We start from the raw sequence: 18,755 nt of genomic DNA on the forward strand, positions 1-18,755 counted from the left end.
TTGTTGCACGGCGTAGGCCGTGGCGATGTCGTCGAGCGGAATGCCGCCCAGCGCAATCTCCCCGCGCACCGGTTCGATCACTTTGCGCAATATCTCAGCTTCGCGAAGGCGGTCTGCAATCCGCGCCTCAAGACTGCGATCTGACATTGATGATTCTCCTTTCTTCAATGTGAAATTCAGTCCGAGTAAACCGCATTCGACGCGATCAGCGACTGAGGAACCGATCGGTACGGTAGCGTTGGCACGTCCAGGGCGCCATCCGCGGCGGCAACAAAACGGTCCGGTCGCAAGGCAATGCACTTCGTATTTCGCGCCCGCATCCATTTCAACAATGATCCGTCGAGATCAAACAGATCGTCTTCGGAAGTCGCTGCCTGCGCCCCCTCTCGCACTGCGATGCACCGTGCATTCAGTTCGAGCCATCCGGCTTTCTGTGGGTCGGACAACAGTGCCTGCGGATTTATGCCATCGCCCAACAACACAAAACCTGCCCCAAGGAAATCGTCCAGATGCGCCTGACGACCGCTTGCATCGGCGACACGAGGCTGCGGTGGCATTTGTCCGATCGCGTTTGTCTTTTGCGGTCGAGTGCTCATCCAGCCCGCCTCAATGGCGGGCAAGCCAGTTAGTGGCTGCACCGGCTCGCGCAGATGGAGTTTTTTGCATAACACTCGATGAAGCGCATCAAGCTTCTCACCAGTGGTCATCTGACGTTTGATGATGCGCCCCAGCCGCTCAGATTCAGCCGTAACAAATGCCACGTTGGGGGCGCGTTCTGCCTCATAGCTATCCAGAAGAGTGTCAGGCAGGCGGCCGCGCAACACTTCCCGCAGCTTCCAGCAGAGGTTGAATGCATCTCGAATCCCGGACTGCATGCCTGATCCCGCCCATGGCGGCATCAGGTGTGCAGCGTCGCCGAGCAAGAAGACTGAACCGGACCGCCAACGCTCAGCGCGCCTGACATGATGCTTGTAGAACGCGTGCTGATGTATCTCAACGTTGTCTGGCGTCACGCCCATCGTAGCGAGGAGCCGCCACAATTGATCGTGAGTCGCAAAGTCTTTCTCCGACTCGTGAGCAGAAAGTGGAAACTCCCAACGATGGTTCCCCAACGCCAATGGGATGTCGACCACCGGCCGCGCAGCGTCAGACCAAAATGTCAGGAGATGACGATCTGGCCACCAGCGCTTTACACGCACGTCGATGACGACCCATTTCGTGTCGGTGGTTGATCCCTGCAATGCAATTCCCAACTGCGTGCGAACGTTACTCGATCCGCCATCACATGCGAGGACGTATCGCGCGCTAACCTGGCCCTCCGCGTTGGTTTCGATATCACGAAAATTTACCTTCGTAGCAAGCGCCGTAGATTCAAGTGCTGTCACCTCCTGTCCGAACCTCACATCGATGCAGGAAGCGAAGCGATCGACACCCTGGCGCAAGACCTGCTCCATCGCTGGCTGGTAGATCATTGACGCCACCGGCAACCCCATCTCTGCATCGGGCACCTTCATGCGTATGAGATCTTTGCCAGAGAACGTGCGCCATCGCATCTCCGTCATTGGATCCATCACGCCAAGCAGACCGTCTGCCAGGCCCACAGATTGAAAGCAGCGTAGGGTCCAGTCGTTGACAGTGACCGCTCGCGCGCGAGGATAGATCTCACGATCGCGCTCCAACACAATGCATCGTATGCCGTAAGCGCCAAGGAAGTTAGCAGCTGACACACCTGTTGGACCATAACCAACGATCGCGACTTCGTAATCAAAGGGCCCGGTTTTCATTGGACGCGCGCTCAAGCCTGCTTCAAAAACCACGTGACGAGATGATTAAACTTATCTGCCTGCTCCCATTGCGCCCAATGACCACAATTGGCGAAGAGCACAACGTCCTGATTAGGAACTCCTGCGAAGCTCAGTGCGCCTGCGGGAAGATTGACCTTGTCCTGCTGCCCCCAAATTAGCAGGCAGCGATGCGTCAGCGCTTTGAGGCGCGGATCCTCGCTCAAATAAAACTGCCTCGGTGGCGGCCCGCCTGCGGACAGGGTCAAAGGCGGGTTCGCCGTGATTTCAGGATCGTTGCTGACCTCGAATCGCTGCTCGATCAATGCCGGCGTCAGCACCGACGTGTCAAATACGAGATTTTGAAGGAATGCAGACAGTTTTTCCCGTGACGGCCCTTCCCCGGCATAGTACGTAAGCAACTGCATGATTCCCTCAGTCGGCCCCTGCCCGTCGATATACGCGCCCCCGGGTCCCATTGCTACCAATCTATCCACCGCATCGGGAAATTGCATCGCCATGTAGTAGGCAACTGCACCACCGTAAGAGTTTCCGATCAGGTGTGCCTTCTCGATGTCGAGCGTATCCATAAATGCTTTCAACGCCCGTGCGCCATTCATGAACGGATTCGGTGTGCCAAATATCTGCAAATTTTTGGATGACTTTCCCCATCCAGGCATATCGAGCGCATAAACGGTGAAACTCTGGGCGAGAGGCTTGATATTGCGGCTATAGTTGCTGCCCCCCGTTGCTCCTGGACCGCCGCCGTGCAGAAGGATCAAGCCAGGACCACTCCCCTCGACGGTATAGTGAATCGACCACGGAGCGCCCTCAAACGAACCTTCGACGAATTTAGACTCAGCCATCCTTATCTCCTTTCTTATTTCGATACACTGACAACGTATTCTTTGTTTTTCAGCGATTTGATCGCGCGGCGCATCTGCTTGAGCGTAAGTCCCAGTGAGTGATTCTCGCGAAAATGGCCCCACAGGCTGATACCGCGATGTGTTGTAGAGCGCCACGACGCTTCATCCACGACGATCGGGTTCCAGCCGAGCTCCATTTCGAAACCTGATGGCGTGACAACGTAGAAGGACAGTTCGAGGTCATTCGGGTGCTGGCCGATGGCATTCGCAATCGAATAACCGAGCTTTCTACAGCGAAGATAGGCGGCAGAAACGTCATCCAGCGTTGCCACCTGCAGGTTCAGATGATGAATCCGGTTGCGTGTCGGATCGAGACGCCGGCCGCGGGTCGCCGCGACCGCGACGCTGTGATGGCGCTCATTGAGACGCAGAAACGTGAAGTCCATCACCGTCCCGCCAACCTTGTCCTCTATATGGTCGGAGATACGGGCGTCGAAAATCGTCTCCCAGAATGCCTGAAGCGACTCAGGCTCGCGAGTGACGATTGCAACGTGGCCAATCCCAGCCGCTCCAGTACGGAACCCGCTGCTTTGCATGTGCAGCTCTTCGCGCGATTTCACCGGCCGGGTGTACAGATCGATCTTGAGACGCTTAGGCCCATCGAAGGTGCAGAAGCTCTCCACGCCACGCACGCGGGCTTCATCCTCGGTTCCTGAGCGTACGCTGATGCCGCGTTCAGAGAGGCGCTTCCTGATTTCAGCAAGGACCCGTTCATCGCCCAGCTCAATTCCCAATGCAGTGACATCTTCGGCGTCTCCGGGACTAACGATGATGCGCCGCTGATGTTCATCAAGGCGAAACGCGAGAGCCCCACCGTCAACACTGTCCACATGCATACCCAGTCCGTCCGCGCCAAACTTTCTCCATTCAGCAATGCGGTTGGATTCGATGTGGACGTACCCTAGCCGGGACTTTCCAAAGATCGACGAATGGGGGAGCGCCCGATCCGAATCGACCTTCCCCCGCCCGCACAGCAAGTCAATGAGTTCTTCGACATTCGAAGGGATAGCATTACCCCGCCACGCCACGTGCTGATCTTGTCGAACAAGTAGCAACTTATGCTGGTACACAGGATCGTCGCTCTTCTGGAGATCCACGACTTTCAGCGGCATAGCTGAGTTGGCTGCGGCTGCAACGAGCGGGGAAATATCTACGGTTCTGTCGAAGCGCAGCAGCGTGTACACCGCGCCTAACTCGTCGTACAACGAGTGCCCTTTGCCAAGCCAAAAATGGGGCAGCCGGCAGCCGGGGACCGTGGATTCAGTCACGGCTCCCATTGAATACGTGGGCGCTTCGTCCGTATCGTGTTGAATGATGGGAGAGCTGGAATAGTAGTAGCCGAAATTCAGCCCTTCAGGGGCGAACTGCGGCACGTTGAGATCATGCAGTTTCGTGCCTATTGCAGAGCGCATCGCAATTCCGACTGGATTCAAGCGCGAACTCAATGCAGCTGGAACCGGATTTCTACCGAGCGTTTCAGCCATATCGAGCATGCTTTTCATCGCCAGTCTCGACACCTGCTCAGTTATCGGGTGCCTTTCCGCCTCGAATGCGTCCAACATTTTCGGCGCGGCCCAGCCATCAAGGACGTTCGACAGCAGCCATGCCAGATTGACGCCGTCAGCGATCCCTGCATTCATCCCGTAGCCGGCGAACGGTACCCACAAATGCGCGGCATCACCCGCAAGAAATACCTTGCGATCACGTAAACGTTCAGCGACCATCCGCCGCCCCACCCAATCTTCGTGATTCAGGATTTCGAACGAGAAATCCTCGCCGACTCCGAGCACATCGCGAATGGACTGGTGCAGGTCCAATGTTTCGTAATCGCTGATGCCATTGGGCAGCGTTCGGTGCACTAGCCACGTGTCCTTCCCATCGATGGCAACAACATTGCCACGAACTTTATGATTCGCAATCCAGCTCATCCATGCGGGACGACGACTACCCCAAAGTGTGTTCAGTCCAGGAGCCCGGATGAGCGAAGTGCGTGTCCGGGCAAGTTCGGCCGCACCGACGAGCCGCACGCCCATAACCTTGCGTACGGTACTTCTGCCGCCATCGGCGCCGACGAAATAGTCGGAGCGCAAAGTCAAACCGGTACCGTCGCTTCGACGGCACGAAATGATCACGTGGTCCCCGATCTGTTGATAGGACTCGACAGACGTGCCGTACACCACAGTTATGCCTGGCGTACGGTGTACAAGGGACGACAGGATTGGCTCAAGGTACAGCTGGGAAATACGGACCTGTGATTCGGGCGTTCGCCAGTGGCTGTCCGGAAAGCCGGTGTCATTGCGCTCTGCTCGCGAAGGCATCTTGATTCGCGCCATCTCGCTGCCCGCGATTGCGGTGCAAAAGACAACGTCTGTCGGGAAGTCGTCAGGCAGCCCGCCGGCACGTACTTCGTCCGCAATGCCAAAGCGCCGAAATACCTCAAGCGTACGAGAGGCGACGGTATTGCACTTTGCACTCGGGGGGGTGTCCTGCTCCCGCGATTCGACCACGATAACCTTGTGTCCGCGACGGGCCAGTTCCACTGCGGTACACATACCAACGGGGCCCGCTCCGGCGACCACAACGCGCGCGTCATAAGTGACCGTGTTACCGAATTCCTTTGCCTCCGCGCCACTGCTCATCAAAGTCTCCTTCGTCGCAATTCGCTTTTCCAGTTTGAGCTCATCGTGATGCACGTTGTTGTCGGGCATGGATGAGTGAGATTGTTGTCATTACGACATGTTTGTCGATTCGACACATTTGTCGTTAACCCGGAGAGGTGGCACAATGGACACCAAGTTCGACACATTTGTCGAATCGACAAACTGTCGGATTTATCGATTTGTACAAGGAGCGAGAAGTGCCCCAAGCCATCGATCATCGACCACGAGTCAACGCGGAACGACGCGAGAAGACGCGCCGGCGACTCATCGAAGCCGCCATGTTCGTGGTCAGTCAGAAAGGAATCGAAAGCAGTCAGATCAACGATGTGATGGAAGCCGCCGACGTTTCACGAGGCGGCTTCTATGGGCATTTCAGTTCCATGGCAGAACTCTTGAATGCGATAGGGGCTGAACTCGCGAATGAGACAATCATGCTCATTGAAAAACGCGTCACTGGAATTAGTGACCCCGCGGAGCGTATTGCCTCTGGTATTACCCTCTATTTGCAGATAGCCCGCAAATACCCCCAGTTTGCGCGTTTCGTCGTTGCCGCAGGCAACACCGTAACGACTCCGCACAACCTGATTTACGACTTGTTGCCGCCTCATATCGAGGCGGCAAGCGCCGCGGGGAAGATGGAAGTTATGTCGCCGCAGAGTGCTGTCGACCTGGTTGCTGGGGGGACTCTGATCGCACTGATGCGCATCTCACAAGGCCAGATTGACGAGGCCTATTGTTCTGATGTGGTCGCTGGCTTGCTAATGGGGCTAGGAGTAAAAAGGACGACAGCGCGGGCACTGTCGTCGATCAAGGTGGATGCGATCACGCCCCCCAATCAGAGCCTCTTGCATCGAACTCAGCATACGGGAAACGACTACGTAGGCAACCTGGTTTGACTGAACAGCATTTTGAAATTTTGAGCCTTGTTCCGGCGAGTTTCGCAAATCGCCGCAGTTGTCTGATTGCCGATCGACTTGGCCCGCCGCTAAGGCACGAGACAAAGTCGCCCCCAGCCATACCAAGTCCGGTTCGACTTCTCGCCCACGACACGATGCCCAACCCGTATCGGAACGCTGATGCACTGGAAACACAACTGCAGCACACGGTCGCAGTCGGTCGGTCGAATGCGCAGTGTATTCATCCCACATGCAAAAGTCGGGCGACGACTGCCCGAATAGATCCGGCGGACAATCGGAATCGCTTACGGCCCATCACGCTGAGTTGTAGCCTTTCGAGTCATTCCGCGCCAGTGTCGATGCACTGAAAGCGGGCTCACCGCTGCCCCGTACGCTACTTCCTCTAGCCTCCTGCAAGGTAGCCGTGGTAACGGAATTTGTCGTGGCTCCCGGATGTTCAGTCGCGACGAGCCGGCCTTCCTTGCGTCAGGGGCACGCGCCATTCCGGAAAGTGACCGCCTGCCCCTCCCGTTACGCCCTGCTCCGCCGCTCCTTCGGTATGCCCTTTCCACCCCGATTCCGTCGGACATCAGCGAAGTCACCCGATGGACGAAGACGCCGTTTGCGATAAATCCGCTTATCGCCAATGCGGTCTGCGCGACCTAAACGGAGATTATGAAAGTCGCCCTGCATCGGCAGCGACTCGACCGGCCATCGGATCCGGAAACGGACCATCCGCAGAATCGCCCGCTGCCCTGGCCACCCCGCGGAACTTCCCGACCTTCGTCGCTCACCGCTCTGGCGTTTCGTACTGGATTGCGGCTATGCAGCGGGTCTGCGGGCGAATGAGCTCTTGACCGCGCCTCGTGGAGACGTGCAGCGGGACCCGCATGGCGGGTGTTGCCGAGGCAACCACGTTATAGAGCCTGTTCATTCAGGCAACCCCGGCCGCGCCTATCAGAAGGCCGCCTTCGACCCGCCAGCGCCCTGTCACTACGGTACCGGAGTCGAACGCAGACTATTCGGTAGATTGTTGCACCGGGAAGGAACGCAGAATATCCCTCCAGCTGACGATTCCGACAGGGATAAATTCGTCATTCACAATGGGGATGCACGATATCGAATTCTTTAGGAACAACTGAATCGCGTCGGCGATTCCGGCGTCCGCTCCTAGCGTAAACGGCTTTCTGCTCATGATCTGATGAACCCGCTTGCTGAGCGTACCTAGATCCCTCTTCGTCTCGACCACACTGTCAATGAATGGGCTTAGCGCGCGCAGGAGGTCACGGTCGGAAACGACACCCTGCAGCTTTCTGTCCTCAACCACCAGCACGTGATGGAAGCCGGTCTGCTCAAAGATCTCCCTGACGGTCTCAAGGCTGTCGTCAAAACCAATCGTGACAACGCGCGTCGTCATGAGGTCTGCCATTTTCATCGTTCAACTTCCTTGCTTCCGCATATCCGTTAATAGTTGGAATCACAAGTGGCCGAACCGACCAGTGTCGTGATTCCATTGCTCTTGTGCGCATCTGAGGTTGCTTAAGCCTCGTCTCAGCTTCGCCTTCCCTGCAAACTCTACCACCGAGTTCCCCCTACACAGATGGCGCAGGGGGAGTTGGCCGCTCTTTCAGCGACCTCGGAATTACGCGCCCAAGGCGCGTTGAGCTCGGCTTATTTGCGAATCCGTCACACCTCTTCCCATGATGGCGCCTCGTGCAGGCCGTACACCGTGAATGCCCGCGCCAAAAGAATAAAGCGACTCGCTACTCCATATTAAAAACCTCTTCTTTTGAATTTAAAAGCTTCAAACTCCCAAGAATTTCACAATATGTTCGCTATCGCTTTTTTTTGGGGGGAGGGAACCGTTATTTGTATTGCCCGCTGCCCATGGGACGGCGGCCAAATGCCTACGGCGTAGACTTCCAACGAGCGTTTCTAAGGGGCAAGACGCATGGGAAACCCCGCGCAGCGCCAGGCGACACTGCGCAACACGGCTCTCGACCAAGTCGTACTGATGACTGTCCAATGGCGATGCTATCTACGGTGCCCTAGGGTGCACTACCGGCAACCTTAGCTTGAGCTAGCAGCGATATTCTTCCGTGAGTTTGAACCTTGGCTGCACCTTTGTGCCGATTTGCCTTACCGAAAATGCACAAACCCATTCAAAACGCATATTCACTACTTTGGCTTATGGTAACGTTTTGCTTTCTGCTCACGCGATTGCTGCAACCATGTCCGCCTATGTAAAGCCCCGTTGGTTACGGGATCTGTTGCGATTTCTCCCTTTAAAAAGCCAGTTCGTTCTCTCGGGAAATGTCCGAGACCTACAAGCCTGCGAAATCGCGAAAGACGTGGTCACAGCACAGCCGCTTGTGAGCATGTTGAGCTTAAACCTGCGCGCAGAGGGGTATCAGCAGGTCGTTGTGTGGAACCCTGTCTCCGGATTTACTGTCCCTGACAGCCATGTACCGCAAACTGAGTCGGCAGAAGATACCCTGCGACGCCTAGGTCTCACGGCGGTCGAGGGCACCGCGCCTGGCGGTCTGGATGCATTGACGGCCTGTATCGAGCGCCTCACCACGCTATCCGGCGAACCTGTCGCACTTGTGGTGGATTTCGCCTCGAGACTGGCGGTTCGGACAGAATCGCTGACCGCCGCCGAGCACAACCTTTTCACGCGCGCGCTCGTACTGGCGCACACGGTCGCTCCCCGCCCCGCCGGCCAGCACCGACGGCCGTTTTTTAACACGGTTGTTTGGGTAGTCGACAAAGAGGGAGACCTTCCCGACTGGATGCTCATCGATAATCCGCGCATCCGTCACATCCCGGTTTCGAAGCCCGACAGCATTGCGCGAAGCTCCCTGTCTTCCGCGCTCCTGCGCGGCGTTCCCGGTGCGCCGCAAGCGTCGCCGGAGATGCTCGCGGATGCCAACAAGGCTTTTGTTGACGGCAGCGAAGGCCTTCTCCTCGCTGATATGAACGCCATTGCGACACTCGCACGGGTCGAAGGTGTCACCGTGGATAAAATCGCCGACGCAGTCCGGCGGTACAAGGTTGGCGTAACCGAAGACCCCTGGCTGCAGATTAACCGCGACAAGATACGCAACGCGGAGGCAACTGTCCGCCAGCGCGTCAAAGGCCAGTCGCACGCAGTCACGCACATGCTGGATCTCGTCAAACGCGCAATGACGGGTGTGGGTTCACAGCGCAAGGGCAACCGCCCGCGCGGCGTTGCCTTCCTCGCGGGCCCCACCGGCGTTGGCAAAACCGAACTGGCGAAAACGATTACGAGCTTGTTGTTTGGCGACGAAAGCGCATACATCCGCTTTGATATGTCGGAATTCAGCGCCGAGCACGCTGACCAGCGCCTCATTGGCGCGCCGCCTGGTTACGTCGGCTATGACGTCGGCGGCGAACTCACCAACGCCATCCGCGAGCGGCCCTTTAGTGTCGTGCTGTTCGACGAAATCGAGAAAGCGCACCCACGCATTCTCGATAAGTTCCTCCAGATCCTGGACGACGGTGTGCTGACATCAGGGCGCGGCGACCGCGTCTACTTCTCCGAAGCGCTGATCATCTTCACGTCCAACCTTGGCATCTATCGTCAGGATGAGTTCGGCGCTCGCGTGCCGAACGTGCTGCCCGGCGAGGACTTCGATGAGGTCCAGGAGAAGGTGCTCAGTGAAATCCAGCGGCACTTCAAACTCGTGCTGAACCGCCCGGAAATACTGAACCGCATCGGCGAGAACGTCATCGTCTTCGATTTCATCCGGGAAGACATTGCGCACGAGATATTCGAGCAGATGGTACGTGCCGTCCTCGATGACATCCATACCCAGGAGGTGGCGGTCGAGTTGAAGGGCGAATCGCTGGACGCTCTGCGACGTCAATGCCTGGCTGATTTGTCCAACGGCGGGCGCGGGATCCGAAACCAGATTGAGGCTCGACTCATCAATCCGCTGGCACGCGGCCTTTTCGACCACGATGCAAAGCCGGGCGACCGTTTTGCTATCACCGGCATTGACACTGGCGTGTTCCATCTGGAAAAGCTGTAACCCATGGATATCCGGATTTCGCGCCTGCATTTCCCCGTCACGAGCCTCGGACCGGGAAAGCGCATCGGGATCTGGTTCCAGGGGTGCAGCATTCGCTGCCCCGGTTGTATCTCTGCGGACACGTGGGCAAACACGGGCGGCGAGACTACCGTCCAGATGGTAATGGAACAGCTTGTGAACTGGCTGCCTCATGCCGAGGGTGTCACCATTTCCGGCGGCGAGCCGTTCGAGCAACCCGACGCGTTATCCGCCCTGCTGTCCGCGCTGAGAAGCCGATGGCGCGGAGACATTCTCGTATATAGCGGGCATGCGTTTGAAGCGCTGACGGACACGCTCGCTGGAATGGACGGATTGATCGATGCACTCATCACTGATCCGTTTGAGATACAGACACCACATACGCGACCGTTACGCGGAAGCGATAACCAGCGGCTTCATCTTTTGACAGAAGCTGGACAAGCTCGATTTGGCGTCTACGAGCGGGGACTTGTCGAAAGCGACAAGTCACTGGACGTCATGTTTGATGAAGACGGAAGCGTCTGGTTCGCGGGGATACCGAACCGGAATGACTTTCAGCGTTTGAGAGACCTATTGATTGATCAGGGCCACGAAGTCCGGATCAGCGCCGACAAGGCGAGAATCAGATAAGACAGGAAATGTCAGCAATGATGCGTTTTTGCCCCAACTGCAAGACTGAGCGGACTGTTCAGGAATTCTATTGCGAAGGCACCGTAAGTGGAGCCCAGTGCAACTGGGACTTGTCCAGTCAGCCGATTCGTGAAAATGGCTGGAGGCCACAAGAAGTCTTGACGGCCGAGTTGGCTACCAGCCTGAACGAAGCAGCCGCCGGGCAAGCGCGACCTCCAAATAGCCAGATCCAGTGCACAAACGGCCACCCGATGAACGACGGGGATCTGATGTGCCTGGAGTGCGGCGCAGATCCGGCGGCCCAGTCGACGGGCGGTCAGGCCGAGGTATCGGAAGGTACTTCGCCCCCGCCTGGCGTGGAGCCGACGCCGCCAGCCGCTGAGACGCAGATCGAAGGCTGGCGTTTGATGCGTCAGATTTCCAGCACGGACGGCGTTCGCGAACGTTATATCGCCCAACATTGCGATACCAATCGCCAGGCTGTCTTGACGCTTTACCGGCAAGGCGCCGAGCCCGACCCATCTGTCTACGACGTGGTCAAACGCCTGCCGCGCGAGCACGTACCGGAAATCATCGCGACGGGCCGCTGGGATGGACGCGCGTACGAAGTCGCTGAAGAACTCAGCGGCGGAACGCTCGCGGACGTGGGCATCGCCGTGCGCGATCTTGCAACGATTCGCCATGTGGTCGACGAACTTGGGCAGGCTCTGCATTCGTTTTCGGAGGCAGGCCTGCGCCATCGCGACTTGCGGCCCGGCACCCTGCTCGTTCGCAGCCGCGAACCGCTCGACCTTGTAATCAGCGGCTTCGGCTCGGCCCGCTTGTCCGAGTTCGACCTCGACATCGTCTCGCCGCTGGAGACTACGCGATACATGGCTCCCGAAGCCATTGCTGGAGGCGTTGCAGCCGCCTCCGACTGGTGGAGTCTCGGGATGATTCTGCTCGAGCAGTTGACTGAAGGTCGCTGCTTTGAAGGCATCAACCCTCACGCGTTCCTCATTCACGTCCTGTCCAACGGCGTCAGGCTGCCGGACGACCTCGACCCGTCACTGCATCTGCTGTTACGTGGACTGTTGGCGCGCGACCGTCACCAGCGCTGGCAATGGGCACAGGTCAAAGCATGGCTCAACGGAGAACCGGTTGATGCGCCTTCTGCGGCGACGTCGGAATCCGACACGCCTGAAGGCGCGAGCATTGCGCTCGGCGCGAAGCAATACCATAAGCCGACTGTCTTCGCGCTCGCCGCCGCCGAACGGGAGAATTGGGAAGAAGCACGTGAGCATCTGAGCCGTGGCGCACTCGTCACCTGGGCCGAAGAGGCTGGCGTCAGTACCAAAACGCTCGCCGGGCTCCGGCAGGCCGCGCGACTCGAAGAGGCGGACGAAGACTGCCGCCTCATGATTGCGCTGAAGCTGCTCAATCCCGAGATGCCGCTGATCATCCGGGGCGAAATCGTCACGCCGGGTTGGTTGTTGCAGAACCCGCTCGAAGGCTACGACCTGATTACCGGCTCGGTACCGACCTTCCTCGACCGGCTGGAGACGGAAACGTGGCTCTCCCGTCTTCGTGCGCGTGCCGAGGAAGTCCGGCAGCGTGCCCACAATCACAGCATCGAGCTCGACGAAGACACAGCCCGTGTCAGCATGCTGTCGACGTCCCGTGCACGTCTGTCGGCACAGTGGGAGGAAAAGCGCCTGCTCTTCCCGGACTCGACACACCCGGGACTGCTTTCGCTGGCAGAACGGCGTGTCATCAGCGAAGAAGACCTCATCGTTCTTCTGAGCGCCGCCATCAGTCAATTCCGTTCAGTTGAAGAGATTCTCGACCAGGCGTCGACTCTCGCGCAGAGTGAACAGATTCTTGCCTTCGACCGCGAAGCAGCCCGAACCGAGTTGGCCCTGTCGCGCATCGAGCTTTTCCGCAAAATCGACGAGCGTATCGAAGGCTTCTCGCGCACCGGCAATCAAACTATCGACGAATGGGCCGAGCAATTCCGGCTGGAGCGCCGACTGGCGCTGCACGAAGCCATCGTCCTGCTGTCGGTGCCGGCAGAGCAATGGCTTGAGCCCCAGAAGCAGCAGTATGTTTCCCAGATTCTCGACTTCTTCGAGAAGAAGGTGGCAACCGCCGTCATGCGCGGCCCGCTCGTGCGCATGACGATCGGCAAGACGACCGGCCGCGTTGACGTGCATGAACTACATGGCGAACGCCATTCGAGCACGGCGCTCATAGAGCACCTGGTACAGCGCAATGTGCAGGCGGTGTCCATCGACCCGGCAATCTTCGGCGCCAACGTCACGCTCGAAGGCCGGCTCAACGCGCTTTACCGTCAGACCTCCCTCTACAAACGGGACACGGGTATCGACGGCCTCTATCTCGGCTTCCCGTTTCTTGTTTACAAGGATACGCGGAGCAACTCGCGCCCGCGCATTGCGCCGGTGTTGCTGTGGCCTGTCAAACTTCTTATGGAGCTGGGCACGCGCGGTCAGGTGGCGCTCGCTTTCGACGGAGAACGCGAAGAAGTTCGCCTGAACCCCGCTCTTGAAGGACTGCTAGGGCGCGACGCAATCAAGGCCTGGCGCGCGGTAGCAGATGATGTACTGGGCCGCTCCGCGCTCAAGGCTACTGATGTCATGGACGCGTTCGGTATGCTCGCCAACGCAGAGCGTCGGCAGGTCAGCTCCCTGCCTTCGCCGAGTGTGGAAGTGCCTGTGGGCGAGATGCGTCTCGCCTGTTCAGGTGTGCTTTTCCACGTCACGTTCATCGGACAGGCCATTGGCGAGGATTTGCGCCAGCTGAAAGTGCTGTCGCCATCGGGGACCGCGCTTGAGTCGATGCTCCGTCTGAAAGACAAGTCGGCCTACGAGCAATCCGAAGCGGCAGGCACGGAACTCGAGCGCTTCCTGACCGTTGCGAGCGACCCGTCGCAGGAATCCGCCGTTCTACAGGCACGGCAAGGCCCCGGCCTTCTGGTTGAAGGGCCACCCGGAACCGGCAAGTCACAGACCATTGTCAACATGGTCTCGGATGCCATCGGACGTGGAAAAAGCCTTCTGATTGTCTGCCAGAAGCACGCAGCACTGGAGGTGGTACATAAGCGTCTTGTCGCCGAAGGCCTAGGCGACCGCATCGTCATGGTCAATGACGTCAACAAGGACCGCGAACCGACGATCCGCGCGGTGCGCGAGCAACTCGATGCGATTTTCCGTGGCTCGAATTTCGACAACGGCTGGGTGCGTCAACGCGAGCGCATGGCAGCGCGGATCGAGACGCTGGAGGGCGAACTGGACCGCCAGCACGAGGCTATCCACCGCGTCGATGAGTCGACAGGACTGAGCTATCGTGTTCTTCTTGGCGAACTGATCAAGCTGGAGGCCGGCGAGCCGCCGGTCAGCGTGCCTCAGTTGCGCACAAAGCTCTCTGCACTCGATATCTCCGCGCTCACCACGCTTGAAGAGCAATGCGCGCCACTCGCCCGATACTGGCTCCCCGCAAAATTCGAAGGCAGCGCGCTCGTACAGTTGAAGTCGTTCGCGACCGATCGGGCGACAATCGAAGAATTCACCGCCATTTTCGCCGCGTTCTGTGAAGCGGAGCGCCTGCGCATCGAAACGCTGGCAGCGCATCCGGCCCGTTTTGACGTCGATGACCCTGCGCCGTATCGCGCGTGGCTCGATGCGAATGCCAGTCGCCTCGTCGCCCTCGACGAGACACAACGCAAACGCCTGGCCAAATGGCTGCCGCTTTTCCGTCCGGCGGACGATGCCAACGCGGAGGGTCATCGTCATTACACCGGCCTGAAAGCGCTGCATCGCGCGCTTCTGGCGGTTGACGGGACAGCCTTCGATAGCCAGCTGTCTCCGGCCCTCGCCCGTGCGCCGGAAACCGAACTGCGTGAAATCGAGTCGCGTGCCACACTGGCGACGAAAGCACCGACTTTTTTCAGTCGCCTGAACCCCGCCACTTATATCCGTCGCGGCAAGCTGATGAAGTTCGCGACTGGTTGCGGCGCACCGGCCACCGACGAAACACTGGTCAAGCTGCTTGCCGCTGCCCGCCTTGAGCTCAACTGGCGACCGAAGCGCCTGGCGCTGGATACCATCAGCCGCGCCCTGCACCTGGACACGGTTGATCCGACGTGTGGCCCGGCGCTGGCCGATGAATGTTTGACGCGCCTTCGCCAGCTCGAAGAAGTTCGGGAGCTTGCGCAACACCTCGCTATCGCCCCGCGCGGCGATGAGTTCGATTCAGCGGTGCTCACCGGTGACCGCGCGCCGGTCGAGCAGTTGCTCGACGGCTTTGAAACGGCGTTCGTGCGCCACCATGCGCGCCAGCACAGTCTGCAAGCACTCCAGCTACTTGATGAGTGGATTTCTGGCGAACTCGCCGATGCTTGCCGGCGAGCCATCGCGGAGAACATCAGCTACCAGGCACCGCTCAATCGCATCCATGATGCGTTGCCGACGCTCGCCGCCTACCAGCAGTTCAGGACACGCTCGAAGCACGTCACGCCTGAAGCACTCGAAGTCTTTGCCGTGATGCGTACGCACGAGGCGACGCTCGCCGGTGTTCCGCCTGAGGACCTCGACTTGGAAGTCCGCCGGATGACCAACCGCGAGGCACGTCTGGGCTGGAAGCGGCGCATGGAGCAGGAAACGCCGGAACTGCTGCTCGACCAGACGGAAACTTCGGCGAAGATTGCTGCGCTCGCCGCCGCCGACGAAGAAATGCGCCGGCTTAACCGCGAAGTCCTTCGCAATGGCATTGAACGCAGCCGGCTCGGCGCGCAGAGAGACTGGGACGACGTGACACGCCTGACTGGCCGGCGCTCACGGCGTTTACGGGAATTCATTGAAATGGGTGCCAGTCTCGGTCTCATGGCTTTGCGTCCGGTGTGGCTGATGAATCCCGATGTTGCGAGCCGCGTCCTGCCACTGAAGTCCAATCTGTTCGACTCGGTCGTCTACGACGAGGCGTCGCAGATGCCCGTCGAATACGCAATCCCGACGCTGTTCCGGGGCACCCTTTCCGTCGTCAGCGGCGACGAAAAGCAGATGCCGCCGACGGCGTTCTTCTCGGGGAGAACGGACAGCGATGAGGCGGAGGTCTTTGACGGCGATCAGCCCGACGAGGACGCAACCGAAGAAGAACGCGAGCTCTTCGAAGACACGTGGAATCGCCGCGAAATCAAGGACTGCCCTGACCTTCTGCAACTGGCGCGGACGGCGTTGCCGGCCTCGACGCTGCAAATCCACTATCGCTCGGCCTATCGCGAGCTCATCGGCTACTCGAATTCCGCCTTCTACGAGAACAACCTCAGCGTGCCGGTCCGTCACCCTGATGCGACCGTCCGCGAGGTCAAGCCGATTGAGCTCATTCAGGTCAATGGCCTCTACGAGCAGCAAACGAACTCAGATGAAGCGGACCGCGTCGTCGATTACCTTGCCGAAGTCTGGCAATTGCCATATGCAGAGCGCCCGTCTATCGGCGTCGTGACGTTCAACCGCAAGCAGGCCGACCTCATCGAGGAGCGTCTTGAGCTGCGAGCCGAGACCGACGAGGCATTCCGCACCGCATACCGCGAAGAAAGCGACCGTGTGGACAGCGGCGAGGACATGTCCGTCTTCGTCAAGAACGTTGAAAACGTCCAGGGTGATGAGCGCGATGTCATTGTCTTCTCGACAACATTCGGTCGAAACGGACAAGGCGCATTCCGTCGCGCCTTTGGCGTACTCGGCCAGAAAGGCGGCGAGCGCCGTCTGAACGTGGCCGTCACTCGGGCACGCAAAAAGGTGGTCCTCGTGACCTCCATGCCGATTCGCGACATCTCCGACATGCTGAACACCCAACGTAAGCCAGCGATTCCACGCGACTACCTTCAAGGCTATATGGAATATGCACGCGCCATGTCGAATGGCGAGCTACAGACCGGGCGTGCGCTGCTCGGGCGCATGACGAGCGAACGGGCGCACGGCAAAATCCAGCAGGATGGCGCACCCGACGGGTTCGCAAGTGATGTGCTGGCGTTTCTCCGCAGCCTTGGCCTCTCCCCGGTGCCTGCACAGGAGGGTGATGCCTTCGGACTCGACTTCGCCATTGCGAATCCGGAGACCGGGCTGTACGCCATCGGCATCGAATGCGATGCACCCCGCAACCCGCTGCTGCGCCATGCCCGGGCACGGGAAATCTGGCGCCCATCGGTTCTGAGCCGCGCGATTCCCACGCTTCATCGCGTGTCGTCGCAATCGTGGTATCACGACCCGGAAGGCGAACGAGCTCGCCTGAAGGCGGCAGTGGAATCTGCACTGGCCATGGAGGTCACAGCATGAGCGGCCCGAAAGTCGTGCGAATCGTGACTCGCGAGGAAATTCTCGCGATATGCGAAGGCCATTTGCAGCGCCTTGATCAGGCAATCTCGGCGTGGACCGCAGCCGGCAAGCGCATCGGAGAACTTGCGCAATCCGAAATCGATGCGACGCATGCGCGTCGGCAAGCGCTCGCGGCACTGATTGCGACTGACGCATTTCTCGACCTGCAAAAGCGTGTACCGGAGGAAATCGCATTCCTTCACGCCGACCTTAAGCGTCGGCGAATGCTCGCGGTCGACAAGGCTGAGCAGGCCCAGAAGCGTCGACGGCAAGGCCGGGACAATGCGAGCACGCTTCTTCACTCGCTGAAGTCGAAAAATGTGGACGTCCCAGCGGAGCTGGAGTCGCAACTGAAGCAAATCGCAAACGGTGGAGAGTTTGCCAACGCAGACGCCCTCCTCGCGCGCGCATTTGCCCTGATCCCCGACGGCGCTCCTCGTGAGGTCAGTGAAGCACAGCGGCAACTCGCAAGCCGCTTGCTCGGCGACCAAAAGGTACAAAGCGTTGAGAGCTGGAAAGCCGCACAGACGGTCGTCCCGCCTCAATTGGCTCGGGTCGACAGGCAGATCGCGGAAGCTCACGTATTCCTCGCGGCCGAGGAAACTACGGCATTCACATCGCGTCTGGGCGTCATCGAGGCCGAACCCGTCGAGGCCCGGCGCAATCTCCTGCTGGATAGCTTGATTCTGGACCTGTCCGATGCGGTCTCGCGCTCACGCAAACGCCTCGCTGTGCTCGCGGAAATTCAAGAACTGGTTGCGGAACTCCGCACGCACGATAGCGATGGAGCGAAGGCGATCCTCGCGAGGGTCCAGCGCTGTGACGACCTCGAGTCTATCGAAGCGGTCTCAGCGCTTCTCGAAGACTGCAAGAATGCAATCGTCGCAGAGCAACAACGTGAAGCTGCCCAAGCGCGTCGGGCGGCCATTCTTCAGGGCCTGTCGCGACTGGGGTATGAAGTCCACGAAGGCATGTCAACCGCTTGGGCCAACGAGGGACGCATTGTCGTCAAGAAGCCCTCGCTACCGGGCTACGGAGTCGAAGTTGGCGGACAGGCGCAAGCTAGCCGGCTACAGGTGCGCGCAGTTGCGCTGAGTGCGAACCGCGACGCGACTCGCGACAAGGATGTCGAGACTATCTGGTGTGGAGACTTCGGCAAACTTCAAGCGCTCCTCGCAGAGCATGGAGACAATTTGCTAATTGAGCGCGCCATGGGCGTGGGACAGGTACCTCTGAAGTTTGTTGAAGATAGTTCACAAGGACAGGCAGATATTGGTCAGCGAAATACATATCAGGGCTCCTAGCCCGGGATCTGACGACCCGGCGCCCCCTCGAAACCTAGCATCTCACTAATGGTAGCCAAGGTAAACGCATGGATAACGTCTCGCGCGTTTGCTGCCGAACCGCGGACTTGAGTTGTA

At 58.9% G+C, this 18,755-nt stretch carries 9 protein-coding genes; 5 read left to right on the forward strand and 4 right to left on the reverse strand.

The window, feature by feature from the left end:
• Window positions 1–176: 176 nt before the first annotated feature.
• Genes U5782_RS33155 through U5782_RS33165 form a run of 3 tightly spaced genes read right to left on the reverse strand, consistent with a single transcriptional unit; the run spans window position 177 to window position 5,415 of the window.
• The gene (locus U5782_RS33155) at window positions 177–1,784 is read right to left on the reverse strand and encodes a bifunctional 3-(3-hydroxy-phenyl)propionate/3-hydroxycinnamic acid hydroxylase (RefSeq protein ID WP_322048080.1); all 1,608 of its coding nucleotides are present in this window, start codon (window positions 1,782–1,784) and stop codon (window positions 177–179) included.
• Between the two features lie 11 nt (window positions 1,785–1,795).
• Window positions 1,796–2,647, reverse strand: coding sequence for an alpha/beta fold hydrolase (locus tag U5782_RS33160; protein ID WP_322048081.1), 852 nt, complete (start codon window positions 2,645–2,647; stop codon window positions 1,796–1,798).
• A gap of 14 nt (window positions 2,648–2,661) precedes the next feature.
• Window positions 2,662–5,415 carry an FAD-dependent monooxygenase gene (locus U5782_RS33165; RefSeq protein WP_322048082.1) on the reverse strand — a complete coding sequence of 918 codons (2,754 nt, stop codon included), beginning with the start codon at window positions 5,413–5,415 and terminating at the stop codon, window positions 2,662–2,664.
• A 149-nt stretch (window positions 5,416–5,564) separates the two neighbouring features.
• On the opposite strand from U5782_RS33165, the gene U5782_RS33170 reads away from it, so the two are divergent.
• Window positions 5,565–6,263 carry a TetR/AcrR family transcriptional regulator gene (locus tag U5782_RS33170; RefSeq protein WP_322048083.1) on the forward strand — a complete coding sequence of 233 codons (699 nt, stop codon included), beginning with the start codon at window positions 5,565–5,567 and terminating at the stop codon, window positions 6,261–6,263.
• A 1,018-nt stretch (window positions 6,264–7,281) separates the two neighbouring features.
• Here U5782_RS33170 and U5782_RS33175 read toward each other — a convergent pair.
• Window positions 7,282–7,698 (reverse strand): CBS domain-containing protein, encoded by a 417-nt coding sequence (locus U5782_RS33175; RefSeq protein WP_322048084.1) that lies wholly within the window; start codon window positions 7,696–7,698, stop codon window positions 7,282–7,284.
• Window positions 7,699–8,494: 796 nt separating this feature from the next.
• Between U5782_RS33175 and U5782_RS33180 the strand changes: the two genes are divergently transcribed.
• From U5782_RS33180 to U5782_RS33195, 4 genes are read left to right on the forward strand one after another with little or no spacing between them, the layout of a single operon-like run.
• Window positions 8,495–10,318 carry an AAA family ATPase gene (locus tag U5782_RS33180; protein WP_322048172.1) on the forward strand — a complete coding sequence of 608 codons (1,824 nt, stop codon included), beginning with the start codon at window positions 8,495–8,497 and terminating at the stop codon, window positions 10,316–10,318.
• A 3-nt stretch (window positions 10,319–10,321) separates the two neighbouring features.
• Complete coding sequence (locus tag U5782_RS33185) at window positions 10,322–10,966, forward strand: 4Fe-4S single cluster domain-containing protein (protein WP_322048085.1); 645 nt, start codon at window positions 10,322–10,324, stop codon at window positions 10,964–10,966.
• 17 nt (window positions 10,967–10,983) lie between these two features.
• Window positions 10,984–17,295 carry an AAA domain-containing protein gene (locus U5782_RS33190; RefSeq protein ID WP_322048086.1) on the forward strand — a complete coding sequence of 2,104 codons (6,312 nt, stop codon included), beginning with the start codon at window positions 10,984–10,986 and terminating at the stop codon, window positions 17,293–17,295.
• On the forward strand, window positions 17,292–18,638 hold the full coding sequence (locus U5782_RS33195; protein ID WP_322048087.1) for a hypothetical protein: 1,347 nt from the start codon (window positions 17,292–17,294) through the stop codon (window positions 18,636–18,638). The genes U5782_RS33190 and U5782_RS33195 overlap by 4 nt, the downstream gene beginning before the upstream one ends.
• Window positions 18,639–18,755 lie beyond the last annotated feature (117 nt).

The sequence above is a fragment of the Paraburkholderia sp. J67 genome (genome assembly GCF_905220265.1).
Classification (GTDB): domain Bacteria; phylum Pseudomonadota; class Gammaproteobacteria; order Burkholderiales; family Burkholderiaceae; genus Paraburkholderia.